This window comes from Streptomyces sp. NPDC002853 (genome assembly GCF_053591915.1).
In genome coordinates this window covers 1-24676 of record NZ_JBSFUS010000017.1, presented here as the reverse complement: position 1 = coordinate 24676, position 24676 = coordinate 1, and the positions used below count along the sequence as shown (strand labels likewise).

28 protein-coding genes and 1 pseudogene are annotated in these 24676 nt (G+C 69.2%); 10 read left to right on the top strand and 19 right to left on the bottom strand.

Annotated features, from left to right (window positions below; all coding sequences use genetic code 11):
- Positions 1-2: 2 nt before the first annotated feature.
- Together mqnP and ACWD02_RS37610 are read right to left on the bottom strand one after the other, a co-directional pair.
- Entirely contained in the window at positions 3-926 is a 924-nt protein-coding gene (gene mqnP, locus ACWD02_RS37615) for a menaquinone biosynthesis prenyltransferase MqnP (protein ID WP_451219722.1), read from the bottom strand.
- A gap of 2 nt (positions 927-928) precedes the next feature.
- Positions 929-2386, bottom strand: a complete 1458-nt coding sequence (locus ACWD02_RS37610) for a menaquinone biosynthesis decarboxylase (RefSeq protein ID WP_451219719.1) — start codon at positions 2384-2386, stop codon at positions 929-931.
- An 89-nt stretch (positions 2387-2475) separates the two neighbouring features.
- On the opposite strand from ACWD02_RS37610, the gene ACWD02_RS37605 reads away from it, so the two are divergent.
- Positions 2476-2799 carry a PLD nuclease N-terminal domain-containing protein gene (locus ACWD02_RS37605; protein ID WP_451219716.1) on the top strand — a complete coding sequence of 108 codons (324 nt, stop codon included), beginning with the start codon at positions 2476-2478 and terminating at the stop codon, positions 2797-2799.
- Positions 2800-2801: 2 nt separating this feature from the next.
- Complete coding sequence (locus tag ACWD02_RS37600) at positions 2802-3713, top strand: LysR family transcriptional regulator (RefSeq protein ID WP_451220013.1); 912 nt, start codon at positions 2802-2804, stop codon at positions 3711-3713.
- On the opposite strand, the gene ACWD02_RS37595 is transcribed toward ACWD02_RS37600, so the two are convergent.
- Positions 3658-4578, bottom strand: coding sequence for a DMT family transporter (locus ACWD02_RS37595; protein WP_451219713.1), 921 nt, complete (start codon positions 4576-4578; stop codon positions 3658-3660). The two genes, ACWD02_RS37600 and ACWD02_RS37595, sit on opposite strands and share 56 nt — an antisense overlap.
- On the bottom strand, positions 4575-4784 hold the full coding sequence (locus ACWD02_RS37590) for a hypothetical protein (RefSeq protein ID WP_451219710.1): 210 nt from the start codon (positions 4782-4784) through the stop codon (positions 4575-4577). The genes ACWD02_RS37595 and ACWD02_RS37590 overlap by 4 nt, the downstream gene beginning before the upstream one ends.
- A gap of 60 nt (positions 4785-4844) precedes the next feature.
- On the opposite strand from ACWD02_RS37590, the pseudogene ACWD02_RS37585 reads away from it, so the two are divergent.
- Positions 4845-4963 (top strand): annotated as a pseudogene (locus tag ACWD02_RS37585) (quinone oxidoreductase family protein); the annotation flags it as partial.
- Between the two features lie 6 nt (positions 4964-4969).
- On the opposite strand, the gene ACWD02_RS37580 reads toward ACWD02_RS37585, so the two are convergent.
- The 10 genes from ACWD02_RS37580 to hemL all read right to left on the bottom strand — a co-directional run bounded on the left by ACWD02_RS37580 (position 4970) and on the right by hemL (position 15066).
- Entirely contained in the window at positions 4970-5467 is a 498-nt protein-coding gene (locus tag ACWD02_RS37580; RefSeq protein ID WP_451219707.1) for an SRPBCC domain-containing protein, read from the bottom strand.
- A 48-nt stretch (positions 5468-5515) separates the two neighbouring features.
- Positions 5516-6487, bottom strand: coding sequence for a CU044_5270 family protein (locus tag ACWD02_RS37575; RefSeq protein ID WP_451219704.1), 972 nt, complete (start codon positions 6485-6487; stop codon positions 5516-5518).
- A complete protein-coding gene (locus ACWD02_RS37570; RefSeq protein WP_451219701.1) occupies positions 6484-7119 on the bottom strand; it encodes an RNA polymerase sigma factor in 636 nt (211 codons plus the stop codon). The genes ACWD02_RS37575 and ACWD02_RS37570 overlap by 4 nt, the downstream gene beginning before the upstream one ends.
- Positions 7120-7209: 90 nt before the next feature.
- A complete protein-coding gene (ccsB, locus tag ACWD02_RS37565) occupies positions 7210-8316 on the bottom strand; it encodes a c-type cytochrome biogenesis protein CcsB (RefSeq protein WP_451219698.1) in 1107 nt (368 codons plus the stop codon).
- Positions 8313-10148, bottom strand: coding sequence for a cytochrome c biogenesis protein ResB (resB, locus tag ACWD02_RS37560; protein ID WP_451219695.1), 1836 nt, complete (start codon positions 10146-10148; stop codon positions 8313-8315). The genes ccsB and resB overlap by 4 nt, the downstream gene beginning before the upstream one ends.
- 3 nt (positions 10149-10151) lie before the next feature.
- The gene (locus tag ACWD02_RS37555; protein ID WP_451220010.1) at positions 10152-10916 is read right to left on the bottom strand and encodes a cytochrome c biogenesis CcdA family protein; all 765 of its coding nucleotides are present in this window, start codon (positions 10914-10916) and stop codon (positions 10152-10154) included.
- 10 nt (positions 10917-10926) lie between these two features.
- Complete coding sequence (locus ACWD02_RS37550; protein ID WP_451219693.1) at positions 10927-11550, bottom strand: TlpA family protein disulfide reductase; 624 nt, start codon at positions 11548-11550, stop codon at positions 10927-10929.
- A gap of 66 nt (positions 11551-11616) precedes the next feature.
- Entirely contained in the window at positions 11617-12855 is a 1239-nt protein-coding gene (locus ACWD02_RS37545; protein WP_451219691.1) for a hypothetical protein, read from the bottom strand.
- Between the two features lie 193 nt (positions 12856-13048).
- Complete coding sequence (locus ACWD02_RS37540; protein WP_363212843.1) at positions 13049-13732, bottom strand: histidine phosphatase family protein; 684 nt, start codon at positions 13730-13732, stop codon at positions 13049-13051.
- Positions 13729-15066: a glutamate-1-semialdehyde 2,1-aminomutase gene (gene hemL, locus ACWD02_RS37535; RefSeq protein ID WP_451220007.1), complete on the bottom strand. Its 1338-nt coding sequence runs from the start codon at positions 15064-15066 to the stop codon at positions 13729-13731. Before hemL ends, ACWD02_RS37540 begins: the two co-directional genes overlap by 4 nt.
- 325 nt (positions 15067-15391) lie before the next feature.
- Between hemL and ACWD02_RS37530 the strand changes: the two genes are divergently transcribed.
- Entirely contained in the window at positions 15392-15832 is a 441-nt protein-coding gene (locus ACWD02_RS37530) for a hypothetical protein (protein ID WP_363212845.1), read from the top strand.
- A 16-nt stretch (positions 15833-15848) separates the two neighbouring features.
- Here the strand turns inward: ACWD02_RS37530 and ACWD02_RS37525 are convergent, their stop codons facing one another.
- The 3 genes from ACWD02_RS37525 to ACWD02_RS37515 all read right to left on the bottom strand — a co-directional run bounded on the left by ACWD02_RS37525 (position 15849) and on the right by ACWD02_RS37515 (position 18341).
- A complete protein-coding gene (locus tag ACWD02_RS37525; RefSeq protein WP_451219687.1) occupies positions 15849-16430 on the bottom strand; it encodes an FMN reductase in 582 nt (193 codons plus the stop codon).
- Entirely contained in the window at positions 16427-17533 is a 1107-nt protein-coding gene (locus tag ACWD02_RS37520; RefSeq protein ID WP_451220004.1) for an LLM class flavin-dependent oxidoreductase, read from the bottom strand. The genes ACWD02_RS37525 and ACWD02_RS37520 overlap by 4 nt, the downstream gene beginning before the upstream one ends.
- Before the next feature lie 220 nt (positions 17534-17753).
- A complete protein-coding gene (locus ACWD02_RS37515) occupies positions 17754-18341 on the bottom strand; it encodes a TIGR03086 family metal-binding protein (RefSeq protein ID WP_451219684.1) in 588 nt (195 codons plus the stop codon).
- 81 nt (positions 18342-18422) lie between these two features.
- On the opposite strand from ACWD02_RS37515, the gene ACWD02_RS37510 reads away from it, so the two are divergent.
- Entirely contained in the window at positions 18423-19298 is an 876-nt protein-coding gene (locus ACWD02_RS37510) for an AraC family transcriptional regulator (RefSeq protein WP_451219681.1), read from the top strand.
- A 30-nt stretch (positions 19299-19328) separates the two neighbouring features.
- Here ACWD02_RS37510 and ACWD02_RS37505 read toward each other — a convergent pair whose 3' ends face one another.
- Positions 19329-19838, bottom strand: coding sequence for a GNAT family N-acetyltransferase (locus tag ACWD02_RS37505; RefSeq protein WP_451219678.1), 510 nt, complete (start codon positions 19836-19838; stop codon positions 19329-19331).
- An 85-nt stretch (positions 19839-19923) separates the two neighbouring features.
- Here ACWD02_RS37505 and ACWD02_RS37500 point away from each other — a divergent pair, with 85 nt between their 5' ends.
- Together ACWD02_RS37500 and ACWD02_RS37495 are read left to right on the top strand one after the other, a co-directional pair.
- Positions 19924-20259 carry a YnfA family protein gene (locus tag ACWD02_RS37500; protein WP_135335738.1) on the top strand — a complete coding sequence of 112 codons (336 nt, stop codon included), beginning with the start codon at positions 19924-19926 and terminating at the stop codon, positions 20257-20259.
- Between the two features lie 73 nt (positions 20260-20332).
- Entirely contained in the window at positions 20333-21115 is a 783-nt protein-coding gene (locus tag ACWD02_RS37495) for an SDR family NAD(P)-dependent oxidoreductase (RefSeq protein ID WP_451219675.1), read from the top strand.
- A gap of 15 nt (positions 21116-21130) precedes the next feature.
- Here the strand turns inward: ACWD02_RS37495 and ACWD02_RS37490 are convergent, their stop codons facing one another.
- Positions 21131-22324, bottom strand: a complete 1194-nt coding sequence (locus tag ACWD02_RS37490) for an RtcB family protein (protein ID WP_451219672.1) — start codon at positions 22322-22324, stop codon at positions 21131-21133.
- 181 nt (positions 22325-22505) lie between these two features.
- On the opposite strand from ACWD02_RS37490, the gene ACWD02_RS37485 reads away from it, so the two are divergent.
- The 3 genes from ACWD02_RS37485 to ACWD02_RS37475 form a co-directional block, all read left to right on the top strand.
- Positions 22506-23366: a DUF3558 domain-containing protein gene (locus ACWD02_RS37485; RefSeq protein WP_451219669.1), complete on the top strand. Its 861-nt coding sequence runs from the start codon at positions 22506-22508 to the stop codon at positions 23364-23366.
- A gap of 116 nt (positions 23367-23482) precedes the next feature.
- Positions 23483-24355, top strand: coding sequence for a DUF3558 domain-containing protein (locus tag ACWD02_RS37480; RefSeq protein ID WP_451219666.1), 873 nt, complete (start codon positions 23483-23485; stop codon positions 24353-24355).
- A 172-nt stretch (positions 24356-24527) separates the two neighbouring features.
- The coding region (locus ACWD02_RS37475) for a DUF2637 domain-containing protein (protein ID WP_451220001.1) at positions 24528-24676 on the top strand (149 nt) is incomplete at its 3' end.

Here is a 24676-nt window from a genome sequence, read left to right as displayed (position 1 = left end):
GCCTAGACGGTCAGGCCGCGCACCAGCAGATCGAGCAGCGCGCAGACGAAGAGCGCGATGCCGATGAAGCCGTTGACCTGGAAGAAGGCGCGGTTGAGCCGCGAGAGGTCGTGCGGCTTCACGATCGAGTGCTCGTACACGAAGGCACCGGCGACCACCGCGAGCCCGAGCCAGAGGAACACGCCCGCGCCGGTGTCCGCGGCGTACCAGGCGAACAGCGCCGTGGTCACCAGGTGACAGCCGCGCGAGCCCCAGATGGCGGCCGGGATGCCGAACCGCGCGGGCACCGACTTCACGCCGACCTCGCGGTCCGTCTCCACGTCCTGGCAGGCGTAGATCAGGTCGAAGCCGCCGATCCAGATGCCGACCGCAAGGCCGAGGATGACCGCCTGCCAGGACCACTCGCCGGTGATCGCGATCCAGGCGCCGATCGGTCCCATGGCCTGGGCCAGGCCCAGGATGGCCTGCGGGAAGTTCGTGAACCGCTTGCCGTACGGGTAGACCACCATCGGGATCACCGCGACGGGCGCGAGCGCCAGACACAGCGGGTTGAGCAGGGCGGCGGCGCCGAGGAACACGACGAGCGCGATCAGCGCGCCGGTCCAGGCGGACTTCACCGAGACGGCGCCCGTGACGAGTTCGCGGTGGGCGGTCCTCGGGTTACGGGCGTCGATCTCCCGGTCGATGATGCGGTTCGCGGCCATGGCGAACGTCCGCAGACCGACCATGCAGATCGTCACCAGGAGCAGCCGCCCCCAGTGGATGTTCTCGTCCACCTGGAACATCGCGGTCAGCGCGGCGATGTAGGCGAAGGGCAGGGCGAAGACCGAGTGCTCGATCATGACGAGGCGCAGGAAGGCCTTGACCTTGCCGGGCGGTGCGGGCTCGGGCCCGAAGAGTTCCGGGGTCGCTGAATCAGCACTCATCTTTAGAGCCCGTACTCCTTCCAGCGGCGGTCGACCTTCGACGCCGTCTCCGGGTCGGACTCGACCATGTTCGGCCAGCCCCCGTCCCGGGTGTAGCCCTCTTCGGGCAGCTTCTTCGTCGCGTCGATGCCCGCCTTGCCGCCCCAGAACTGCTGGTAGGAGGCGTGGTCGAGGTGGTCGACGGGACCTTCGGCCACCGTCAGGTCGCGCGCGTAGTCGGTGTTGCCGAGCGCGCGCCAGGACACTTCGTGCAGATCATGGACGTCGCAATCCTTGTCCACGACCACGATCAGTTTGGTCAGCGACATCATGTGGGCACCCCAGATGGCGTGCATGACCTTCTGCGCGTGCTTCGGGTACTTCTTGTCGATCGAGACGATCGCGCAGTTGTGGAAGCCGCCGGACTCGGGCAGGTGGTAGTCCACGATGTCCGGGACGATCACCTTGAGGAGCGGCAGGAAGAAGCGCTCGGTGGCGCGGCCGAGGGGGCCGTCCTCCGTCGGCGGGCGGCCCACCACGATCGACTGGAGCAGCGGACGCTTCCGCATCGTCACGCAGTCGATCTTCAGCGCAGGGAAGTCCTCCTGCGGCGTGTAGAAACCGGTGTGGTCACCGAAGGGGCCCTCGGGCAGCATCTCGCCCGGCTCCAGCCAGCCCTCGATGACTACCTCGGCGTGCGCGGGCACCTGGAGCGGGACCGTCTTGCAGTCGACCATCTCCACGCGCTTGCCCTGGATGAACCCGGCCAGCATGTACTCGTCCATGTCGCCGGGCAGCGGCGCGGTCGAGGCGTACGTGACGGCGGGCGGGCAGCCGAACGCGATGGCGACCGGCAGCTTCTCGCCCCTGCGGGCGGCCACCTGGTAGTGGTTGCGGCTGTCCTTGTGGATCTGCCAGTGCATGCCGATGGTGCGCTTGTCGTGGCGCTGGAGGCGGTACAGGCCGAGGTTGCGGACCCCGGTGTCCGGGTCCTTGGTGTGGGTCAGACCGAGGTTGAAGAAGGAGCCGCCGTCCTCGGGCCAGGTGAAGAGCGCGGGCAGCTTCTCCAGGTCGACGTCGTCGCCGGTGAGCACGACCTCCTGGACGGGCGCGTTGTCGGACTTCACCTTCTTCGGCGGTACGTGCGTCATCGCGCCGAGCTTCCCGAAGGCCTCGCGGACGCCGACGAAGCCGTGCGGCAGCTCCGGCTTGAGGAGGCCACCGATCTTGTCGCTGATCTCGGCGTACGACTTCAGGCCGAGCGCCTTCAGGAGGCGGCGGTCCGTCCCGTACACGTTCATCGCGAGGGGCATCGCCGAGCCGCGCACGTTCTCGAAGAGGAGCGCGGGGCCGCCGGCCTTCTGGACGCGGTCGGTGATCTCGCCGACCTCCAGATACGGATCGACCTCGGCCTTGATGCGCTTGAGATCGCCCTCGCGCTCCAGTGCACGGAGCAGGGAGCGAAGATCGTCATAAGCCATGCGTCCCAGTATCGGCCACCGGCTACCCTGGCCGGGTCACCGGGGTTCGCACGCCACCCCTCCTCCATCACTTGGGGAATCGCGCAACCATGCTCAGGTATCTGCCGTTCCTGCTGGTCCTCGCGGTGTGGATCTACGCCTTCATCGATGTCCTGAACACTCCGGAGAAGGAGATCAGGCATCTGCCGAAGGTGGTCTGGGTCATCATCGTGCTGCTCTTCGGCGAAGTCCTGCTCGGCCCGATCGCCTGGTTCGTCACGGGCAAGGTGCGCAGGACGCCCGCCGCCGGGGGTGGCCCACGCGCCGGGCGCGGCGGACAGTGGGTGGCACCGGACGACAACCCCGAGTTCCTGAAGTCCCTCAGGGACGAGGACCCGGACGAGAAGAAGCGGGACAGGGGCACGGAGAGCTGATGATGGAACTGCGACTGCTCGTCACCTTCGAAAAAGTCGCGTCCGTACTCAGCTTCACGCAGGCCGCGGCCGAGCTGAAGTACGCGCAGTCCAGCGTCACCAGCCAGATCCGCTCCCTGGAGTCCTCGCTCGGCGCCGAACTCTTCGACCGGCTCGGCAGCCGCATCCGCCTGACGGAGTCCGGTGAGCGCCTGCTCCCCTACGCCCGGCAGATCATCGAGCTGGCGGACGAGGCACGCTCCGCGGTCGTGGACGCCGGGGAGCCCAGCGGTGCCATCGCCGTCGGCACGATGGAGTCACTGACGTCCTACCGGCTGCCTCCGCTGCTCGAACTCTTCCACCACCGCTACCCCAAGGTGCAGCTCTCCCTGCGCCCCACGCTGGGCGACGAGACCCGCCACGCGCTGCGGCAGGGGACGTACGACGTCGGGTTCCTGATGGAGCGGGAGACCGAGCACGCGGGCCTGGAGACCGAGGTCCTCGCCGCGGAACCGCTGGTCCTGGTCTGCGCGCCGACGCATCCGCTGGCCGCGCACGAGGCGGACTCGCTCGCCACGGGGGATCTCGCGGCGGTGCAGCTGGTCGGCACGGAGCCGGGCTGCCCCTACCGGGATCTGTTCGAGGACGAACTGCGGGTGCGCAACGGCTCCCCGCCGCCCTTCATGGAGTTCGGCACGATCGAGGCCACCAAGCGGGGGGTCGCCGGTGGCCTCGGGGTGGCGCTCCTGCCGCGGATGGCGGTGCGCGACGAGCTGACCTCGGGGGTGCTCGTCGCACTGCCGTGGGAGCCGCCCTTCGTCCTGCACACCCAGCTGGCGTGGCGGTCGGGCAAGCGGCTTCCCGCCCATGTGCGGCTGTTCATCGACCAGTCGGTACGGCTGGTGCGGGAGCAGGCAGCGGAGTCGGCGAAGTAGCGACGGTCCTCGGTGACTTGGCGAGGTTGACCTTCAGGCTCGCGAGGACGATCAGCGGTACGCCGAGCGCCTGGACGAGGCCGATGTGGTGCCCGTAGACGGCCCAGTCGGCGACCATCGCGACCGCCGGGTAGGTGAAGGCGAGTACGGCGATCTTGGCGGTGGGCAGCTTCGCGTACGCCGCGTACATCAGGACGTACATCAGGCCGGTGTGGATGACGCCGAGCCCGACGAGCCAGCCCCATCCGGCGCCGCCCGTGCCGCTCATCGCGCCGAAGTCGGCGAAGGGGAGCAACAGCGGGATGCCGACGAGGACCTGGACGAGGGCGATCAGGTGGGGCCGCACCCCGGTGATGCGCTTGGTGACGAGGGTGGAGAGGCCGTAGAGCAGCGCGGCCAGGAGGGCGAAGCCGATGCCGGTGAGCGAGCCGAGGTCACCGGGCCGCACCCCGGACACGAGCACGAGCCCGACGAACGCGGTCCCGAGCCACATGAGTTGGCGGCTGCTCAGGCGCTCGCGGAAGATGACCGCGCTGAGCAGCACCAGCAGGAACGGCTGCGTGTGGTAGACGACGGTGGCCAGGGAGATCGAGGTCTCCTCGTACGCCTTGAAGAGGAACACCCAGTTGAAGACGATGAACGCGCCGCCGAGCGCGGCGAGCCCGAGCTTCCTCGGGGTGAGGCCGTGGCCGCGGAAGTAGCCGCGGGCGAAGGCGTAGGCCCCCAGGGCAAGGGCGCCGAACAGCACGCGGAAGAACACGACGTTGAAGGCCGACGCGCCCGACTCGACGACGAAGATCCCGAGGGTGCCGGAGAGCACCATCGCGGCGGTGAGCTGGGCCGTGCCCTTGTTCTCTGAGGTCATGCCCAAGAAGCTACGAGCGGACGTATGCCCTGGTCCACGAGCCAGTGGGGCGTCCTGCCGATGGGGTCATCGGCGGGGACGATGACCCCTGACTGCTCAGGCCGAGTCTCGACGAAGTCCCGCATCATCGCCGCGCAGCCCTGATCGTCGAGGCGGGCTTCCTCGACGGCGGTCGCCAGCCACGTGTCTGCCTGTGTCCGATCCATGCGCGCACCTCTCGCTGCGGGTCCAGTCGGCGGATGCCGCCAGTTACCTCACCAGCGCCAGGCGCGGTGGAACTGCCGGTGACGGCGGAGTTCCCGCTGGCGGAGGCCGCCGACGCGCATCGCCCGATGGGGCGCGCACGAGCACGGGGAAGCTGCTGCTGCGGGTCACCGGGGGCTGACTGCCGCTAGCGGTACGTCGCGCGCAGCTCCCGCCACGGGTCCAGGCTCCACGTCGACCAGTCCTTGGGGCGGCCGTCGAGCGCGTCGACGAGGAACTCGAAGTGGTTGTGCCAGCCGGCGAGACAGTCGAGGCGCAGCTCGTCGTCGCCCTCGAACTCGTTGGTGAAGCGCAGGGTGGTCCCGGCCCTCCCCTCGGCCGCCTCCAGGTGGAAGCGGCACCGGCCGTGCAGGTCGATCGTGTACTCGGCGATCCGCTCCGGGTCCCATGCGGTGACGGTCCCGGAGTGGGTGGCCGACTCGTCGCCGTTGAGCCAGCGCAACGAGACGGCTCCACCGAGCCGCGGCTCGAACACATCGGCGGCGGCCAGCCATCCCGGGAGCCCCTCCGGGGTGGCCACCGCCGCCCATACGTCGTCCACAGGGTGGGGAAGGTGGAGCTCGTAGCCGAGGTGCTGCGTGGAGCCGTCGGTCCGGCTCGTGCCCTGCCCGATCGTCGCGGTCATGCCCCAAGCCTGGCCCGGCCCGCCCCCGCGCGCACGCCCGAGGGGTGCTTACGGGCGCTGCCCCGCCCTGTCGACGACCTCCCGCTCCAGGATGGCGCTGCGGCCGGTGACATCGCCCTTCTTGAAGCCGAACGCGTCCTCGGTCGCCACCTCCCGCTCCCCGAGGAACTGCTTGGTCTCCTTGTCGAAGATCAGCTCTTCCCTGACGCCACCGTCCTCACGGGCGATCGCGACCCCGTGCCGCCCCTCCGCGTCGACCGCGTCCTCGATCAGCTTGACGCCCGGGATCTTCGACGCGGCCAGGTAGAGAGCGGCGGCCTGCTTCGGCGGCATGAGCGACTCGTAGGAGAGATCACCGACCAGCACGAAGGTGTTCTGGTCCTCGCTCTTGCCGCCGTCACTCACCTTGTGGAGCCAGTCCAGCATGTTGACCGGGTCGGTCGGCAGCTTCTCCAGGTTGCGGTAGTTGGTCGCCCAGTCCGGAAGGGGCTCGCCCGGCTTGAAATCCGGGTCGAATCGCTCCATGTCGAAGCCGGAGCCGGAGTCGGGCTCATTGATCACATTCCCGTGCGTGCCGTCCACCGAGAGCCAGAACTCGCGCGGGTGGACGGGGTCGAGCTCGGCGGGCTCCCCCTCGGTCTGCGAGGTGTAGCCGAGCTTGCTCTTGATGTACACGAACTGGTCGTCCCGGATGCCCTTCCGCACAGGCTGCCGCTCGGCCGCCGCGGCGATCTCCTTCAGCATCCGCACGGTCTCCGCCGAGGGCGCCGCCTGCGCGGACTGCCCGCCGAACGGCGAGGCGACAAGGACGCCCGCCGCGACGGCCGCGGCCACCGCTCCCGCGATGAGCGCGGGGCGGAACCAGCGCTTCTGGGCGCTCTGGTGAGCCCTTTGAGCCCCCCTCTGGGCCCGCCGGCCTTCCGGGGAAGTCTTCTCGCTCTGCCGGATCTCGGTCAACAGGTGCTCCCTGAGCAGGTGATGACGGCCCGGCGGAAGGTCGCGCTCGGGAAGTTCGTTCATCGGTTTCCCTCCCTCGTGGGCCCGACCGCGGTGGTGCGGTCATCTCTCATCTGTCCGCGCCCGCCGACCGGTTCCACACGGTCCGCGAGTTTTGTACGAGCCCGGGACAGCCGGGAACGTACGGTCCCGACCGGCACCCCGAGCGCCTCGGCCGCCGCCGCGTAACTGAGCCCCGACCACACGCACAGCGCGAGGACCTCGCGCTCGGCACGGCGCAGCGTCGCGAGGGCCGCGCGTACGAGATCGAGTTGCCGCTTGTCGTCGATGCGCTCGGCGACCTCGTCGGAGAAATCGGCCACGGTCTGGTCGCGCGGCAGCCGTGCGACCGCGGCCGAGTGCCGCCGGGCCGCGCGCCGCGCGTTGCGGGTCACGTTCGTGGCGACGCCCAGCAGCCACGGCCGCAGCGAACCGCCCTCCTCCTCGACCCTGGCCCGGAGCCGCCAGGCCTCCAGGAAGGTCAGCGACACCATGTCCTGCGCCGCCGACCAGTCCCCCGTCAGGCGGTAGGCGTGGTTGTAGACGGAACGCGCGTACGCGTCGAAGAGCTCACCGAAGGCGTCGGCGTCGCCGTCCCTGATGCGGACGCGCAGCGCTCTGCGGTGTGCCTGAGGTTCCCCCTGGTTCGTCTCCACACCCTCTGTCTGTCCGTACGGCAAAGGCCGGTTCCCGTGACCTGGGTCACGGGAACCGGCCTTGGGAGGCTACGGCGGTACGGGCGGGGGTCAGACCCCGGCGTACGAGTGCTTGCCGGTGACGAAGATGTTCACGCCGTAGTAGTTGAACAGCCAGCAGCCGAAGGCGATCAGAGCCAGGTAGGCGGCCTTGCGGCCCTTCCAGCCGGCCGTCGCGCGCGCGTGCAGGTAGCAGGCGTAGGCGACCCAGGTGATGAAGGACCAGACCTCCTTGGGGTCCCAGCCCCAGTAGCGGCCCCACGCGTCGCCCGCCCAGATCGCGCCCGCGATGATCGTGAACGTCCACAGCGGGAAGACGGCGGCGTTCACGCGGTACGAGAACTTGTCGAGCGAGGCCGCGGCCGGGAGCCGCTCGAGGACCGAGGTCGCGAAGCGGCCGGGCTGACCGCCCGAGGCCAGCTTGTTCTCGTAGGAGTCGCGGAAGAGGTAGAGGATCGTCGCGACGCCGGCCAGGTAGAACGTCGCGCCGCAGAAGATCGCGGTGGAGACGTGGATCCACAACCAGTACGAGTGAAGGGCGGGAACCAACTGGTCGCTGGCGGTGTACAAGACAGTGACGGCGAGACCGAGATCGAGGAGGACCGTGGTGACCAGCGGAAGGCCCAGCCAGCTGACGTTCTTCTTGAGCGCCATGAGCACGAGGTACACCCCGACGGCCATGGTGGAGAACGTCAGGTTGAACTCGTACATGTTGCCCCACGGCGCCCGCTGCACCGAGAGCGCGCGGGTGAGCACACCACTGAACTCGACGAGGAACGCGAGCACGGTGAGGGACACGGCGATACGGCCGTAGAGGTCGCCCTTCTCGTCACCGGCCGCGGCGCCGGGACCGTCCGGCACATCGCGGGTGCCGGTGATGGAGCGGGTGATGACCTTGGGGGTCGCCTTCGGCCGGTCGAGGACGGCGGTGCCGCCCTTGGCCTTGACGGTGACGCCGGGCGCCTTGGCGGCGGCCTCGGCCTTGGAGGTCAGCGCGGCGGCCGTGCGGCCGACCTTGCTGCGGCTGCCGAGGATCCACTCTGCCATGTGCGCGAAGAAGGCAAGGAGATAGACGGCCATCGCGGAGTACACCAGCACATTGCTGATGTTCGCGAGGTTCTCGTTCGGTTCGGCAGCGAGGGTGGTGGCGAGATTCACTTCTCAGCCCCTTCGGCAGGAACAACATCGGGGGTGGAGTCGGCATGCGCGGCATGTGCATCAGCTGCATGATCGGCATGGTCTTGGTCGGGCGCGCTCGGCGCCTTCTCGTGCAGGTGCGCGGCGAGGTCGCCCAGCTCTTCGGGCAGCTTCGCGGACTCGCTGCGGCCGAGCCCGGCCATCTCCACGACGGTCACGCCGTCGGCGCCCCGCACGGCCCGCACCCACACACGGCGGCGCTGGATGAACAGCGACCCGGCGAGGCCGACGATGGCGGAGATGGCCCCGACGAGCGCCCACATGCTGCCGGGCTGCTGGGAGACCTGGAAGGTCGCCCAGCGCTTGATGTCCTTCTCGAAGGTGATCGAGCCGGCACCGTTCGGCAGCTTCATGGTCTCGCCGGGCACCATCCGCTTCTTGAAGAGCTCGCCCTTGGAGTCCTTGAACTTGGTCATCTTGCTGGTGTCCAGCTGGTACACGTTCTGCGGCAGACCGGAGTCCACACCGAGGCTTCCGTGGTACGCGGACAGCGCGAGCACGGGGTAGTCCAGGGCGGGGAACTGGGAGAACATCTGGCCGTGGCCCTCGCCCGCGAACGTCGGCACGAAGAAGGCGTTGAAGCCGAGCTGTTCCTTCTTGCCGTTCTTGTCGCGGTAGCCGTCGAGGACCTTGATCGCGCCGGTGGCCGTGCCGTTGGAGTCGATCGGGAGAAGCGGGACGGACTGGGTGCTGACGACCTTGCCCTTCCCGTCGCGCACGGTGACCGTCGGGGCGTAGCCCTGGCCGATGAGGTAGACCTTCGAGCCGTCGACCTCGAGCGGCTTGTTGACCTCGATGGCCTTCTTCTTCTCGGGGCCGTCGATGCCCTCGCTGTAGGTGACGTTCGCCCGGTAGGTGCGGGCCGTGCCCTTCTCGGGGCCCTTCCTCTCGAACGACGACTCGAAGCTGTCCAGCTTGAAGCTGAAGGGCGCGAGGTCGTCGGTGTTGAAGAGGTTGCCGGACTTGAAGTTGTCGTACTGGGTGAGGGTGTTGGAGAAGCCGTCACCCTGGACGATGAGCTTGCCGCCCTCGGACTTGAACAGGGCCCCGACGGCGAAGGCCACCAGGAGCACGATCAGCGAGACGTGGAAGAAGAGGTTGCCCGCCTCACGCAGGTAGCCCTTCTCCGCGGCGACGGACGCCCCCGCGCCACCCTTGCCCGCCGTGAGGTCCGCGCGAAAGCGCCGCCCCTTGAACAGGCCGAGCGCGGCCTCGTGGACCTCGTCGGGTGCGGCCTCGGTGCGCCACGTGGTGTAGGCGGGCAGCCGGTCGAGCCGTTTGGGTGCGCCCGGCGGTCGGCCGCGCAGCTGGCCGACGAACTGCCAGGTGCGGGGCACGATGCAGCCGATGAGGGAGATGAAGAGAAGGATGTAGATCGCCGAGAACCACACGGAGCTGTAGACGTCGAACAGCTGGAACTTCTCGTAGAGCGGTCCGAGCGTGGTGTGGGCCTTCTTGAAGTCCTGGACCTTCAGCTCGTCGATGCCGGTCTGCGGGATCAGCGAACCGGGGATCGCGCCGAGCGAGAGGAGGAGCAGCAGGAGCAGCGCGACCCGCATCGAGGTCAGCTGCCGCCACATCCACCGGACCCAGCCGACGACCTCACGGCCCGTCCAGGCCAGCCAGCCGGTGACCCCGGGGGCGCGCTTGCCGCCGAAGGAACCGGGCATCGCACGGTCGACGGGGGCGGTGGACAGCTGCGAGCCCGCGGCGCCCAGGTCGCCCTCGGTCTGCTCTTCGGGGGCTTCGGTCCTGCTCGTCCTGCTCGTGTCAGGGGCTTCGGTCTTGCTCATGGATCAGATCCCCACCGTGTAGCCGTTGGACCAGACCTGCATCTCCTGCACGATGCTGTCCCACACTCCGGTGACGAGGAGCAGCCCGGTCGCGATCATCATGATGCCGCCGATGCGCATCACCCAGACGTAGTGCTTCTTCACCCAGCTGAACGCGCCGAGCGCCTTGCGGAAGGCGATCGCCGCGAGGATGAACGGCAGCCCGAGCCCCACGCAGTACGCGACGCTCAGTATGGCCCCGCGCCCCGCGCTCCCCTGGTCGAGTGCCAGCGAGTTGACGGACGTGAGCGTGGGCCCCACGCAGGGCGCCCACCCGACGGCGAACAGCGCGCCGAGCAGTGGCGCCCCCGCGAGCCCGGCGGCCGGCTTCTTGTGGAAGCGGAACTCCCGCTGGGACAGCCAGGGCATGAGCCCCATGAAGAAGATGCCGAGCGCGATCATCAGGACGCCGAGCACCTTGGTGATGACGTCCTGGTAGTTCTGCAGGTTCTGCCCGACATAACCGAAGAGCGCGCCGGTGGAGACGAAGACGGCGGTGAACCCGAGCACGAACAGCGCGGCCCCGGCTGCCATCCGGCCACGCTTGGCCTCCGCGAGGTCGGTGCCGCCGACCCCGGTGACGTACGACAGATAGCCCGGCACGAGCGGCAGTACGCACGGGGAGAAGAAGGAGACGAGGCCGCCGAGGGCCGCGATGGGCAGTGCGAGGAGCAGCGCGCCGTTCATGACGGTCTGGTTCGCTTCGCCCACGGCGGCGAGAGTGGACATCACGGGGAAATCACTTCTCCGCGATCAGCGGGTCGATCATCTTGCGCAGCTTCTCTTCGCTGAGCGCCTGCTGCGAGCGTGCCGCGATCTTTCCCTCGCGGTCGAGGACGATCGTGGAGGGGATGAACTTCGGGTTCATCGTGCCCTTGGGGAAGCGCAGCATCAGCTTGCCCATCGGATCGTGCAGGCTCGGGTAGGAGATCTTCCACTCCTTCTCGAAGGTCAGGGCGGGACCCTTCTGCGGATCGCGGGTGTTGATCCCGACGAACTGCACGTCCTTGCCCTGGGTGTCCTTCGAGACCTTCGCGAAGTTCGGCGCCTCGGCCCGGCAGGGCGAACACCAGGAGCCCCATACGTTCAGGACGACGACCTTGCCCTTGTAGTCGTCGACGTCGAGGTGCTTGCCCGTGAGGGTCTCCCCCTCGAGCTTCGGCCCGTCCTGGCGCTCGCCCTTGTCGGCGGTGGCGATGCCGTCGGAGCCGGTGACGAAGTTGGTGTTCCCCGAGCCACCGGACGTGCCGCCGGAGCCGCACGCCGAGAGCGTCAGCGCGGCGACCGCGGCCCCGGCGCCCAGCAGGGCGGCGCGGCTACGGCTGCGGTTCATGCTGTGGGGGGCGCGGCAGGCGGCACTCATGTGAAAAGTTTCGCATGTCTGTTTCGGGGATCTTCCGCACCCCCCGGGGTTGCGGAAAGTCCCATTTCAGACGGCCTTCCCGAGTCCCTTCCAGCCACCGGTGGGCTCCTGGCCGACTTCAAGGCCCTGCAGGTCGGCGAGGACCTTCGGGTCCTGCACGTCGAGCCAGTCGACGAACTGCCTGAAGGAGACCAGGCGCACGTCCTTCTTCCCGGCCATGTGCTTCAGGGCTGCTTCGACGGCGTCCATGTAGATGCCGCCGTTCCACTCCTCGAAGTGGTTGCCGATGAAGAGCGGCGCGCGGTTGGTCTCGTAGGCGCGCTTGAACCCGGCGATGTAGGACTCGGTGGCCTGCTTGCGCCAGCCCGGGTAGTTGGCCGGCGGGGCCTTCGTGGAGTTCTGCGACTGGTTGGCCAGGATGTTGTAGTCCATGGACAAAACCTCGAAGGAGTGTCCGGGGAACGGCATGGCCTGCAGCGGCAGATCCCAGACGCCCATCTTCTTCTGCGGCCAGCGCTGCCGGCCGCCGGGCGACGAGGCGTCGTAGCGCCAGCCGAGCTTCTTCGCCGTCGGCAGCAGATTGTCCTGGCCCAGGAGGCAGGGCGTGCGGCCGCCGATGAGTTCCTTGTCGTAGTCGAAAGGCAGCGACGGCAGATCGGTCCAGCCGGTATTCGTGCGCCATTCCTTGACGAAGGACATGGCCTGGTCGATTTCGCTCTGCCATTGCGCGGACGTCCAGTTGGCGACCGTGCCGCTGCCCGCGCAGAAGTGCCCGTTGAAGTGCGTGCCGATCTCGTGGCCCTCGAGCCATGCCTGTCGGACGTACTTCAGCGTCTCCTTGATGTGACCGTCGGTGAGATATCCGATGTCGGAGGCGCCGACCCCGTTGTTCGGCGGCCTGTACATCCGCTTCTTCGACTCGGGCAGGAGATAAAGACCGGAGAGGAAGAACGTCATCCCCGCGTCGTGTTCCTCGGCCAGCTTCAGAAAGCGCGGGAAGAGACCGTTGCCGACCTCGCCCGCACCGTCCCAGGAGAAGATCACGAACTGCGGGGGCGTCTCACCCGGCTGCAGGGGAACGGGCTTGCCCGGCTGGTTCGGCTGCTTGCCGGTGTACGAGGTCGAACCGTCACCGATGGGCTTCGCCGGGCGCTTGCCGCCGCCCTTGGCGCCGTTGCCGTCCTTCGCCCCGTCCGCGGAACCCGCCGAGTGACTGCCGCCGCCCGTGCCGCAGCCGGCGAGTCCCACAGCGGCCGCGGTCCCGACTCCGAGGCCGAGCATTCCCCTGCGACTGATGTCGCGCATTCCATCCCCATTCGTCGCGCCCTGCAGCCCTGCATGCGTCCATGCACGATGGACGCCCCGTTAGAGGGCACGACGAACTATGGGGTTCCTGCAACAAGCACATATTTGACGCTTTTTACCGGGAATGGACATACAGTCGCCGGTCAATTACCCGCCGTCGACAACGAATCGAAGGCACGGCCCGCGGAAAGGGTTATGCGCCGAACGCCTTGGCCTTCCCCTTCACGGGCTTCGCACCGGCCAGGAGATGCGCGGGAACGAGATCCCGCGCGGGCTCCGTGTAACCAACCGACACGATCTTGTCGCCGCGGTACGTGAACGTCGTGAGCGAGGCGAGCGTGCACTGCCGCTTGCGCGGGTCGTGCCACAGGCGCCGCTTCTCCACGAAGCTCCGCACGATCCAGATCGGCAACTGATGGCTGACGCACACCGCTTCGTGCCCGCGGGCGGCGTCCCGCGCCGCGTCAAGGGCGCCCATCATCCGCACGACCTGCTCGACATAGGGCTCGCCCCAGGACGGCTTGAAGGGGTTGACCAGGTGCTTCCAGTTCTCCGGGTTCTTCAGCGCGCCGTCGCCGACGCCGAAGGTCTTGCCCTCGAAGACGTTGCCCGCCTCGATGAGCCGCCCGTCCGTCGCCAGGTCAAGGCCCTGCGCCTTGGCGATCGGCGTCGCCGTCTCCTGCGCGCGGTCGAGCGGCGAGGCCACGACGTGCGTGATGTCACGCGGGGCCAGATGCTCGGCGACCCGGTCGGCCATCTGCCGGCCAAGATCGGAGAGGTGGTAGTCCGGCAGGCGTCCGTAGAGGATCCCGTCCGGGTTCTCCACCTCCCCGTGGCGCATCACGTGGACGACTGTGAGCTCGCTGCCCGCACTCATGCGGTGGCCTCCGTGGTGGGTTCAGTGGCTTCGGCGGCCGCGCGCGCCGCCGCGGGCAGGGCCGCGGCGATCCGTTCGACGGCCCCCTCGTCGTGGGCGGTGGAAACAAACCAGGACTCGAAGGCCGACGGCGGGAGATACACGCCCTGCGACAGCATCGAGTGGAAGAACGCGGTGAAGCGGAAGGACTCCTGGGTCTTCGCGTCGTCGTAGTTCCGCACCTCGCGCTCGGTGAAGAAGACGGAGAACATGTTCGACGCGTTCTGCAGCCGGTGCGCGACGCCCTCCTTGGAGAGCGCGTCGGTGACGAGGCCGCGCAGCTGCCCGGAGACCACATCGACCTTGTCGTACGCCTCGTCGTCCAGGAGCCGCAGCTGCGCGAGGCCCGCGGCCGTCGCGATCGGGTTCCCCGACAGGGTGCCCGCCTGGTAGACGGGGCCGACCGGGGCGAGGTGCTCCATGACGTCGGCGCGGCCACCGAAAGCGGCGGCCGGGAAGCCGCCGCCCATGACCTTGCCGAAGGTCATCAGATCGGGCCGCACCCCGTCGACGCCGAACCAGCCCGCCTTCGACGTACGGAAGCCGGTCATCACCTCGTCCGAGATGAACAGCGCGCCGTTCTCCCGGCACAGGTCGGCCAGACCCTGGTTGAAGCCCTCACGCGGCGGTACGACGCCCATGTTGCCCGGCGACGCCTCGGTGATGACGCAGGCGATCTCACCGGCGTTCGCGGCGAACGCGGCGCGCACGGCGTCCAGGTCGTTGTACGGGACGACGATCGTGTCGCCCGCCTGGGCGCCGGTGACGCCCGGGGTGTCCGGCAGGCCGAAGGTGGCAAGGCCCGAGCCCGCCGCGGCGAGCAGCGCGTCCACGTGACCGTGGTAACACCCGGCGAACTTGATGATCTTGGCGCGGCCGGTGAACCCGCGCGCGAGGCGGATCGCGGACATCGTCGCCTCGGTGCCGCTGGAGACGAGCCGCACCTGCTCGACGGGCTCGATGCGCGCGACGATCTCCTCGGCGAGCGCGACCTCGCCCTCGCCGGGCGTGCCGAAGGACGTGCCGCGCGCGACGGCCTCCTGGACGGCGGCGATCACTTCGGGGTGGGAGTGGCCGAGGATCATCGGCCCCCACGAGCAGACGAGGTCGACATACTCACGGCCGTCGGCGTCCGTGAGGTACGGACCGGTACCGGACACCATGAACCGGGGCGTACCGCCCACAGCGCGGAAAGCGCGCACGGGAGAGTTCACACCACCGGGCGTCACGGCCGCCGCACGGTCGAAGAGAGTCTGCGAAACTGGGGCGCTATACGGGAAGCTCACATGAACCATGGTGTCAGAGGCTTCGGACATCCTGCGGACAGGTGTTTCACTCGACGTTTTAGCCGGTGACCGTGGGGGAGGTCACTGACACGATGATCGGGTTGCGCGGCGGGGGCCGCGAGGCCTAGAAAAGCAGGGGCCGGGCGCCCTGGAAAAGCAGTCGGGTGGAGATATGCATCGCGGTGGCGGACTGGGCGAGGGGACCGACGGCCTGGGTCCGCGGCGTGCCCGGCGGATCGGCAGGCACCGGCGCGAGGCGGAAGCGGCCGAGGCTGAGGCCTTGGCACGGGGCGGCGAGACGGACCAGGACCGGGCGGGAAGCAGGAGTGGCCGGGTGGGTGGGGTGACCTACAAGTACTTCGGAGCTCCGGACGGCGCGACCGCCGCCCGCGTGCCCATCTCGATGCGTCCCGAGGAGCTGGGCGGCGATGAGCTCGGCATGGGCGGGATGTTCACGAAGATCAAGCCGGAGACGGTCGCCGCGATGGTCCTGACCGGCATCGAGGGCATACCCCTGTCCAAGGTGCCCCCTCTCGAACTGGTCGTCCTGCACCCCGACTACGCCGTGGTGAAGCTCCCCATGACGGTCGTCGACCCGCTGCGCGGCGTCGGCGAGGAGTCGGTCGGAGCCGCGGCCTTCATCTGGTCCACGGTCCCCGACCGAGGCGGCCCGCGCGACGCGTTCAACGTCTACCAACTGCTGCACGAATGGCAGGATTTCAGCCACCGGCTGCACGACGCGGGGCATCAGGCGTACTGCCTGGTGTGGCCCTGAGGCCCCGCACCCTGCCCTACTCCGGCCTGAGCGCCGCCAGTTGCCGCTCGAAGGGGATCAGCTCCTCTTCCCGTACGGGCGCGGGCCGCATGAGTCCGGCCAGTTCGGCCGCGGCGCGCTCGATGCGCTCGTCCAGGCCGTCCGCGCCCCAGTCCTCGGACGCCGCGTACACGGCCGTCGGTACGACCACCGCCCGCAGGTGGGCGAACAGCGGGCGCAGCGCGTGCTCCAGGGCCAGCGAATGGCGCGGGGTGCCGCCGGTCGCCGCGATCAGCACCGGCGTACCGGTGAGCGCGTCCTTGTCCAGGACCGTCAGGACGTCGAAGAACGACTTGAACAGTCCGCTGTAGGAGGCGGAGAAGATCGGTGTGACGGCGATCAGGCCGTCCGCGTCCTTCACCGCATCGGCCGCCGCACCCAGCTCCGGGCCGGGGAAACCGGTGACGTAGTTGTGCGCGATCTCCACCGCCAGGTCGCGGAGTTCGACGACCTGGATCTCCACGTCGGCGTGGCGCCCGGTGGCCGCCGCGAGGCGGTCGGCCAGGAGGCGGGTGGACGAGGGGACGCCGAGTCCCGCGGACACGATCACGAGCTTCATGCGTGGGCCTCCTTCACGGTGTTGCTCTCGCTCTGCCCGGCGGTCACGCGCGAGGCGTGCGTCGGCGCGTCCGGCACGGTCGCCGGGCGGTTCTTGGCGAACTCCGCGCGCAGGACCGGGACGACCTCCTCGCCGAGGATGTCCAGCTGCTCCAGGACGGTCTTGAGGGGCAGGCCCGCGTGGTCCATCAGGAAGAGCTGGCGCTGGTAGTCGCCGACGGTGTCCCGGAAGGACAGCGTCCGCTCGATCACCTGCTGCGGGGAGCCGACGGTCAGCGGCGTCTGGGACGTGAACTCCTCCAGGGAAGGACCGTGTCCGTAGACGGGCGCGTTGTCGAAGTACGGGCGGAACTCGTTGACCGCGTCCTGCGAGTTCTTCCGCATGAACACCTGACCGCCGAGCCCGACGATCGCCTGCTCCTCGGTGCCGTGGCCGTAGTGCGCGTACCGGCGGCGGTAGAGGTCGACCATCTTCTTGGTGTGCTCCTGCGGCCAGAAGATGTTGTTGTGGAAGAAGCCGTCCCCGTAGTACGCGGCCTGCTCGGCGATCTCCGGGGAGCGGATGGAGCCGTGCCAGACGAAGGGCGCGACGCCGTCGAGCGGGCGGGGCGTCGAGGTGAACGACTGCAGGGGCGTACGGAACTTGCCCTCCCACGTCACGACGTCCTCGCGCCACAGGCGGTGCAGGAGCGCGTAGTTCTCGACGGCGAGCTTGATGCCCTGGCGGATGTCCTTGCCGAACCACGGGTACACCGGGCCGGTGTTGCCGCGGCCCATCATCACGTCGACCCGGCCTTCCGCGAGGTGCTGGAGCATCGCGAAGTCCTCGGCGATCTTCACCGGGTCGTTCGTGGTGATGAGGGTGGTGGAGGTGGAGAGGATCAGGTTCTCGGTGCGGGCGGCGATGTAGCCGAGCATCGTGGTGGGCGAGGACGGGACGAACGGCGGGTTGTGGTGCTCGCCGGTCGCGAAGACGTCGAGCCCGACCTCCTCGGCCTTCAGCGCGATGGCCACCATCGCCTTGATGCGCTCGTGCTCGGTGGGGGTGCGGCCCGTCGTGGGATCCGGCGTCACGTCGCCGACGCTGAAGATCCCGAACTGCATGCCGGATCCGGACCGCGACTGCATGGGCGACTGCATGGCTGACTCACTCTCCGCAGGTTGTTGACTGTTCAACTATACCTACGGAACGGTGGGGTGCCAGGGAGTATTCCCCGGGTCCTCCGCCGGGCCGCCGACGGGCACCACCGGGGACCACCGCCGGGCCACCGCCGGGCCACCACCGGGCCACCGACGGGCAGGCCCGGCGGCGCGGCGAGAGGTGCTACGGCGTCCAGCGCGGGTCGCGGCCCGTCTCGGCCAGCAGCCGCTCGAGCTCGGAGGCGCCGTCGGGCACCGGGAGCGGCTCTCCGAACACGCCCATCTTCCGGGCCGTCGGCCCCAGGCCCGCGACCGCTTCCCGCAGCGCGGCGACGACGCCGCTGCTCTCCGGGGCGGGCTCGTACTCCTGCCCCGTCGCACGGGCCAGGTCCCAGGCGTGCACCGTCAGGTCGAGCAGCGCCATGCAGCCGACGGTCGGCGCGGGCATGTCCATCGCGCCCGTGGTGCCCTCGTCGGCGCCGGGCGCGGCCCACGCGGCGACCAGCTTCCCCGCCTCGTCGGCGAAACGCTCGCGCCAGTCCGGGCTTTCGGAGACGACATCGGGGGCCTCGGTACCGAAGTCGGAGTCCTGCTTGGCGGCGAGCGCCTGGAACTGGACGATCACCTGGAAGAGGTGATTGACCAGGGCCTTCACGTCGTACTCGGCACAGGGAGTGGGCGCGGCAAGGCGGTCGTCCGGGATCGCGCGGACCACGGGGACGGCTCGGTCGGTGGCCGCCTTCAACAGGTCGGCAATGCTGGTGTCACTCATGCCGTGACCGTAGGCCGGTGACCACTCCCATGGCTTGAAGAAACGCGACACGGGCCGCGGACCCCGGCATACGATCCAGCCATGGCCGACGCCGAGCCCTCCCCCTCCGCTGCCACCCCCTCCGCTGCCACCCCCTCCGCTGCCTTCCCCTCCGCCCCGCGCAGCGACACCAAGGGCATCGTCGACGCCGCCGGACTCCTCGCCCGCGCACGGTTCCGCCGGCACCTGGCGACGCCCGTGCTGCGCCCCTACGTCGAGCAGTACTGGCTGATCGACTGGGACCTCTCCCAGCCCTACGCCTCCCACGTCGTGCCGCACCCGTCGGTGAACGTCGTCTTCCAGAGGCTCCCCGGGCAGGAGCCCTTCGCCGAGGTGGCGGGGATCGGGCTCGACCTCTTCACGCAGAAGCTGGAGGGGCAGGGGCGGGTCTGCGGCGTGAAGTTCCGCCCCGGCGGCTTCCGGCCGTTCGCCCCGTCGGCCCCGGTGTCCGAATGGACGGGGCGGCGGATGCTGCCGCTGGAGGAGGTACTCGGGGAGATCCCCGAGAACGCGCTCGACGCGGTCCTGACCCCGGACGACGAGCACGCGCGCGTGGCGGCACTCGACGCCTTCCTGCTGGCCATCGGCCCCGCCCCCGACCCGCAGGCGGACCTCGCCATGGCCCTGGCCGAACTCATCCGCACGGACCGCGGAATCCGCCGCGTCAGCGAGTTCGCCCGGACGCAGGGCATGTCCGTACGGACGCTGCAGCGGCTGTTCTCCTCGTACGTGGGGGTCGGCCCGAAGTGGATGATCCTGCGCCACCGCATCCACGAGGCGCTCGAGCACGCGGAAACCGGCGCGGAGGTGGACTGGGCGGTCGTGGCCGACGCGCTCGGTTACGCCGACCAGGCCCACCTCATCAGGGACTTCACGGCAACGGTGGGCGTACCACCGACGGCTTACGCACCGCAGTGACGCAAGACCCCGCGCTCCAGGAGCCGCGGGTCAGGAGCCACCCAGGTCGACGCTCCAGTCGTTGCACCGCATCCAGCGCCCCTTCGGATACTCGAAGTCGTGCTCGCCCCCGGGCGTGAACCCGGCCTTCCGGCACACCCCGTTGGAAGCCGCGTGGTCCGCGGCGGGAAAGGCGTGCAGCCGCCGGTGCCGCCCGGCGGCCCGCGCCTCCTCGGCGACCAGCCGCGCGGCCGACGCCGCGATGCCCCGCCCCTGGAACCCGGGCAGCACGCCCCACCCCGTCTCCCAGACGGACTCGCCCTGCCAGGACGTCTCCCAGTACCCGATCGAACCGACGGCCTCGCCGTCCAGAGTTATCCGGAACATCCGCCCCCGCTCATCCAGCGCGAGGTAGCGCCGGTGCCGGGACACCAACTGCTCATGCGTCTCGGGACCGCCCAGATGGGCGGTCATCTCGGCGGAGTTACAGGCGACCAACAACCCGAAGTCGCTCTCCGACCAAGGAACCAGAGCCAGACCCGCCAACAACGATCTCTCCATACGGGCCACGCTACGGCGAGGGTCTGACAATGATGCCGACACAACAACCTCCGATGGCATGCGGCCCCCGTGCCACGATTCCCGCATGCTCATCGCCCGCTCCGCCGCCCTCTTCGTCCTCGCCGCCCTCTTCGAGATCGGCGGCGCCTGGCTCGTCTGGCAGGGAGTGCGCGAACACAAAGGGTGGGCGTGGATCGGCGCGGGCGTCATCGCGCTCGGCGTGTACGGCTTCGTGGCCACGCTCCAGCCCGACGCCGAGTTCGGCCGCATCCTCGCCGCGTACGGCGGCGTCTTCGTCGCCGGATCGATCGCCTGGGGCATGGTCGCCGACGGCTACCGCCCCGACCGCTGGGACGTGACCGGGGCGTTGATCTGCCTCGCGGGCATGGCCGTGATCATGTACGCGCCGCGAGGCCGCTAACCCGGCGACCTATCCTGGCGGGACAGGTCCTGGTGGGACAGGCCAGGACCGTACGTACGCCCAAGGAGCAGCCATGACCGCCGCAGCGAACGCCGCGCCCGCCGCCACCCGCATCGCGATCGTCACCGGCGCGAGCAGTGGCATCGGCGCCGCCACCGCGCGCGGACTCGCGGCCGCCGGCTACCGCGTCGTCCTCACCGCCCGCCGCAAGGACCGCATCGAGGCCCTCGCCGCGGAGATCACGGCCGCGGGGCACGACGCGATGGCGTACGCGCTCGACATCACCGACCGCGCGGCCGTGGACGAGTTCGCCACCGCCTTCCGCAAGGTCGCGGTCCTGGTCAACAACGCGGGCGGCGCGCTCGGCGCCGACACCATCGCCACCGGCGACCCCGCCGACTGGCGCCAGATGTACGAGACGAACGTCATCGGCACCCTGAACGTCACCCAGGCCCTGCTCCCCGCCCTCACCGCGAGCGGCGACGGCACGATCGTGGTCCTCTCCTCCACCGCGGGCCACGGCACGTACGAGGGCGGCGGCGGTTACGTGGCCGCGAAGCACGCCGAGCACGTACTCGCCGAGACCCTGCGCCTGGAGATCGTCGGCACGCCGGTCCGCGTCATCGAGGTCGCCCCCGGCATGGTCAAGACGGAGGAGTTCGCCACGACCCGCTTCGGCGGCGACACGGAGAAGGCCGCGAAGGTCTACGCGGGTGTGGCGGCCCCCCTCACCGCTGACGACGTGGCGGACACGATCACCTGGGCGGTGACCCGCCCGCCCCACGTCAACATCGACCTCCTGGTGGTCCGCCCCCGCGCCCAGGCCTCGAACACGAAGGTCCACCGGGAGCTGTAGGGCAGGAGCGGCAGCTCAGCCCTTCACGCAGATGACCTGCTTGAGCTTGGCCACGACCTGCACCAGATCGCGCTGCTGGTCGATGACCTGCTCGATCGGCTTGTAGGCGCCCGGGATCTCGTCCACGACACCCGAGTCCTTGCGGCACTCGACGCCCCGCGTCTGCTCCTCCAGGTCCTGGGTGGAGAAGCGCTTCTTCGCCGCGTTGCGGCTCATCCGCCGACCCGCGCCGTGCGAGGCCGAGTTGAAGGACGCCTCGTTGCCGAGTCCCTTGACGATGTACGAGCCCGTGCCCATCGAGCCGGGGATGATCCCGAAGTCACCGCTGCCGGCCCGGATCGCGCCCTTGCGGGTGACCAGCAGGTCCATCCCGTCGTACCGCTCCTCGCTGACGTAGTTGTGATGGCAGGAGATCACCGGCTCGAAGGTCACCTTCGCCTTCTTGAACTCCTTGCGGACCACGTCCTGGAAGAGCCCCATCATGATCGCGCGGTTGTACTTCGCGTACTCCTGCGCCCAGAAGAGATCGTTCCGGTACGCCGCCATCTGCGGGGTCTCCGCGATGAAGACCGCGAGGTCGCGGTCGACGATGCCCTGGTTGTGGGGCAGCTTCTGGGCCACTCCTATGTGGTGGTCGGCCAGTTCCTTGCCGATGTTCCGGGAGCCGGAGTGCAGCATGAGCCAGACCGATCCCGACTCGTCGAGACAGAACTCGATGAAGTGGTTTCCACTTCCGAGCGTTCCCATCTGCTTCGTCGCCCGCTCCTGCCGGAATTTGACCGCATCGGCGATCCCGTCGAAGCGCGACCAGAAACCGTCCCACGCGGACGTCCCGAACCCGTGCAGCCGCCCCGGGTCCACGGCGTCGTCATGCATCCCCCGCCCCACCGGAATCGCCTGCTCGATCTTCGACCGCAGGCGGGACAGGTCGCCCGGAAGGTCGTTCGCCGTCAGGGACGTCTTGACCGCCGACATCCCGCAGCCGATATCCACACCCACCGCAGCAGGACACACCGCCCCCTGCATGGCGATCACCGAGCCGACCGTCGCACCCTTGCCGTAGTGGACGTCCGGCATGACGGCGAGGCCCTTGATCCAGGGCAGCGTCGCCACGTTCCGCAGCTGCTGAAGTGCGACGTCCTCCACCGAGGCCGGGTCCGTCCACATCCGGATCGGTATCTTTGCCCCCGGGACCTCTACGTACGACATAGCGTCCTCATCCCCCCGTAACTACCAAAAAGTGTCGAAAGTCTTGAAGCGCAAATACCGGAGCCAAGGTCAACGAAAGGGATCACGGACCGGCGTCCACGGCATTGCGTGCGATACACATTGTGTCCACCGGTCGCCCATCAGCGGCAACCCAATATCCCCGGCGAGAAGGAGCCCATCGGTGCAGCGGAAGGCCTACCTACCAGGCGTCGCAGCTCTCCTCACGGCGCTGCTCGCCGGCTGCACGGGCGGCGGCGCACTCGGCGGAGAGCCGGACGACTCGAAGCCCGGCGACACGGGCGGGACGACCGCGGCCGCCGAACCCGGCAAGTACCGCACGCTCCCCGAGCCCTGCGGCCAGGTCGACCGCGGCACGCTCGACTCGATGCTGCCCGGCATCGAGGAGATCCCGGGCGAGGAGCAGCGGGAGAAGGCGTACGAGGGTGCGCCCACCGTCACGTATGACACCGACCGGCGGGTGGGCTGCCGCTGGAAGGTGGAATCGTCGGACGCCACGCACCATCTGCTCGTCGACTTCGAGCGCGTCGTCTCGTACGACAACGCCGTGAGCGACGACACCCGCGCCACGGAGGTCTACGCGTCCAAGGCGCAGAAGGCGGACCTCGCCGAGCCCTCCGGCACCCCGTCGGCCGACGCGGACAAGGAGCCGGACGCGGACGGCGAGGAGGGTGCGGGGGCCGAGCCCTCCGACGACGCGGCATCCGGGTCGGACAAGGGCGGGTCCGGCAAGGGCGACGGCGCTTCCGGCGGCTCCCCGGAAGAGGCCGTGACGCCTCCCGGCCTCGAGCCGCGCATCCTGGACGAGCTGGGCGACGAGGCCTTCCTCGACGACGCGCTCACGACGTCCGGTTCGGCGACCCGGCACCGCACGGTGACTGTGGTGTTCCGCACGTCGAACGTCGTGGTGACCGTCGAGTACGACGAGCAGCCGGGGCGTCGCACGGAGATCCCCGACAGCAAGGAAATGCAGGACAAGGCGCAGGAACTGGCCGGAACGCTGGCCGAGGGTTTCGACGATTAGAGACGGCTCGGACGGGTCACCCGGTGTCCGGAAGCGGAGTCGTACTCGTCGGGCACGGCGTACCGTGGCCCATCGAACCGACGACAGCCGTCCTGAGTGACTTGAGTGAAGGAACCATGCACCGACCAGCACAGCGACTCACCCGCATACTCACCTGCGCAGCCGCCGTACCGGTGATCTTCATTGCCTCCGGCTGCTCCTCCGACTCCGGCTCGGGCTCGGACGGGGCCAAGAAGGACTCGGGTTCAAAGGCTTCCGCCTCGGCCTCGGGCAAGGACAAGGCCGCGACCGTGGAGAAGGCGGCGTTCGGCAAGCTGCCCGAGCCCTGCGACGTCCTGTCGAAGAAGACGCTCGACGACCTCGTCCCGGAGGCGAAGGACAAGTCGGGCAAGGCGGGCACGTCCGACGACACTTCGGCGCGCGGCACCTGCTCCTGGGACAGCCTGGACAACAACGGCGTCGACGGCTCGCAGTTCCGCTGGCTGCGCGTCTCGCTGATGCGCTTCGACTCGGACGCGTCGCTCGGCAGCGGTGCCAAGCGCGCGCAGAACAGCTTCGCCAAGCAGGTCGCGGACGCGCAGGCGACGGAGGGCGCGAAGAGCGTCAAGACGGAGCCGGTGCCCGGGATGGGCGACCAGACGACGGTCGTGCACTACGACCTGAAGAAGGACAAGGAAAACTTCAAGCAGCAGACCGTCGTGACGCGCGTGGAGAACGCGGTCGTCACGATCGACTACAACGGCGCGGGCCTGGCGGGCGACAAGGCGCCGAGCTCGAAGGATCTGTCCAAGGACGCCGAGAAGGCCGCGAAGGAGGCCGCCGAGGCGGTCGTCGCAGCGAACAAGGCGGGCGGAACGGACAGCGACTCCAAGGACTCGGGCTCGAAGGACTCCGGCTCGGAGGACTCCGGGTCCAAGGACTCCGGCTCGAAGGACTCGGACTCGAAGTCCAGCGCCAAGTCCAAGTCCAGCTCCAAGCCCAAGAGCTGACGCAGGGCGCGAAAAGCACGGCACGCGCCTCGCGTGCAACTCGCGGCGCAGTCACGGCAGTTGTGGAGCCCGGCCCCCTGGTGGCCGGGCTCCTGCCGTACCGGCACAACGGCTTCCGCATGCGTGTGCCAGGCTGTCGCTCGCAACAAACCGAACAGGGAGGGGTTCGCGGGTGGCCGCGATGCAGCTGACACGCACGCACCGAATACTCATCGGCGTGGTCGTAGCCGGTGCGGTCGTCATCGCCGCGATCGGTTTCGCGGGGTCGTACACGGCCGTGCGTGACCTGGCAGAGAAGAAGGGCTTCGGCGGCTTCTCGGC

Excerpts from the sequence above, each read along its gene's own strand:
- resB (WP_451219695.1), bottom strand. The coding sequence starts at position 10,148 with ATGAGCAAGACCGAAGCCCCTGACACGAGCAGGACGAGCAGGACCGAA.
- ACWD02_RS37580 (WP_451219707.1), bottom strand. The coding sequence starts at position 5,467 with ATGACCGCGACGATCGGGCAGGGCACGAGCCGGACCGACGGCTCCACG.
- ACWD02_RS37600 (WP_451220013.1), top strand. The coding sequence starts at position 2,802 with ATGGAACTGCGACTGCTCGTCACCTTCGAAAAAGTCGCGTCCGTACTC.
- ACWD02_RS37520 (WP_451220004.1), bottom strand. The coding sequence starts at position 17,533 with ATGCAGTTCGGGATCTTCAGCGTCGGCGACGTGACGCCGGATCCCACG.
- ACWD02_RS37490 (WP_451219672.1), bottom strand. The coding sequence starts at position 22,324 with ATGTCGTACGTAGAGGTCCCGGGGGCAAAGATACCGATCCGGATGTGG.
- ACWD02_RS37480 (WP_451219666.1), top strand. The coding sequence starts at position 23,483 with ATGCACCGACCAGCACAGCGACTCACCCGCATACTCACCTGCGCAGCC.
- ACWD02_RS37525 (WP_451219687.1), bottom strand. The coding sequence starts at position 16,430 with ATGAAGCTCGTGATCGTGTCCGCGGGACTCGGCGTCCCCTCGTCCACC.
- ACWD02_RS37610 (WP_451219719.1), bottom strand. The coding sequence starts at position 2,386 with ATGGCTTATGACGATCTTCGCTCCCTGCTCCGTGCACTGGAGCGCGAG.
- ACWD02_RS37605 (WP_451219716.1), top strand. The coding sequence starts at position 2,476 with ATGCTCAGGTATCTGCCGTTCCTGCTGGTCCTCGCGGTGTGGATCTAC.
- ACWD02_RS37550 (WP_451219693.1), bottom strand. The coding sequence starts at position 11,550 with ATGAGTGCCGCCTGCCGCGCCCCCCACAGCATGAACCGCAGCCGTAGC.
- ACWD02_RS37505 (WP_451219678.1), bottom strand. The coding sequence starts at position 19,838 with ATGGAGAGATCGTTGTTGGCGGGTCTGGCTCTGGTTCCTTGGTCGGAG.
- hemL (WP_451220007.1), bottom strand. The coding sequence starts at position 15,066 with ATGGTTCATGTGAGCTTCCCGTATAGCGCCCCAGTTTCGCAGACTCTC.
- mqnP (WP_451219722.1), bottom strand. The coding sequence starts at position 926 with ATGAGTGCTGATTCAGCGACCCCGGAACTCTTCGGGCCCGAGCCCGCA.
- ACWD02_RS37545 (WP_451219691.1), bottom strand. The coding sequence starts at position 12,855 with ATGCGCGACATCAGTCGCAGGGGAATGCTCGGCCTCGGAGTCGGGACC.
- ACWD02_RS37510 (WP_451219681.1), top strand. The coding sequence starts at position 18,423 with ATGGCCGACGCCGAGCCCTCCCCCTCCGCTGCCACCCCCTCCGCTGCC.
- ACWD02_RS37495 (WP_451219675.1), top strand. The coding sequence starts at position 20,333 with ATGACCGCCGCAGCGAACGCCGCGCCCGCCGCCACCCGCATCGCGATC.
- ACWD02_RS37540 (WP_363212843.1), bottom strand. The coding sequence starts at position 13,732 with ATGAGTGCGGGCAGCGAGCTCACAGTCGTCCACGTGATGCGCCACGGG.
- ACWD02_RS37500 (WP_135335738.1), top strand. The coding sequence starts at position 19,924 with ATGCTCATCGCCCGCTCCGCCGCCCTCTTCGTCCTCGCCGCCCTCTTC.
- ACWD02_RS37595 (WP_451219713.1), bottom strand. The coding sequence starts at position 4,578 with ATGACCTCAGAGAACAAGGGCACGGCCCAGCTCACCGCCGCGATGGTG.
- ACWD02_RS37590 (WP_451219710.1), bottom strand. The coding sequence starts at position 4,784 with ATGGATCGGACACAGGCAGACACGTGGCTGGCGACCGCCGTCGAGGAA.
- ACWD02_RS37515 (WP_451219684.1), bottom strand. The coding sequence starts at position 18,341 with ATGAGTGACACCAGCATTGCCGACCTGTTGAAGGCGGCCACCGACCGA.
- ACWD02_RS37575 (WP_451219704.1), bottom strand. The coding sequence starts at position 6,487 with ATGAACGAACTTCCCGAGCGCGACCTTCCGCCGGGCCGTCATCACCTG.
- ACWD02_RS37555 (WP_451220010.1), bottom strand. The coding sequence starts at position 10,916 with ATGTCCACTCTCGCCGCCGTGGGCGAAGCGAACCAGACCGTCATGAAC.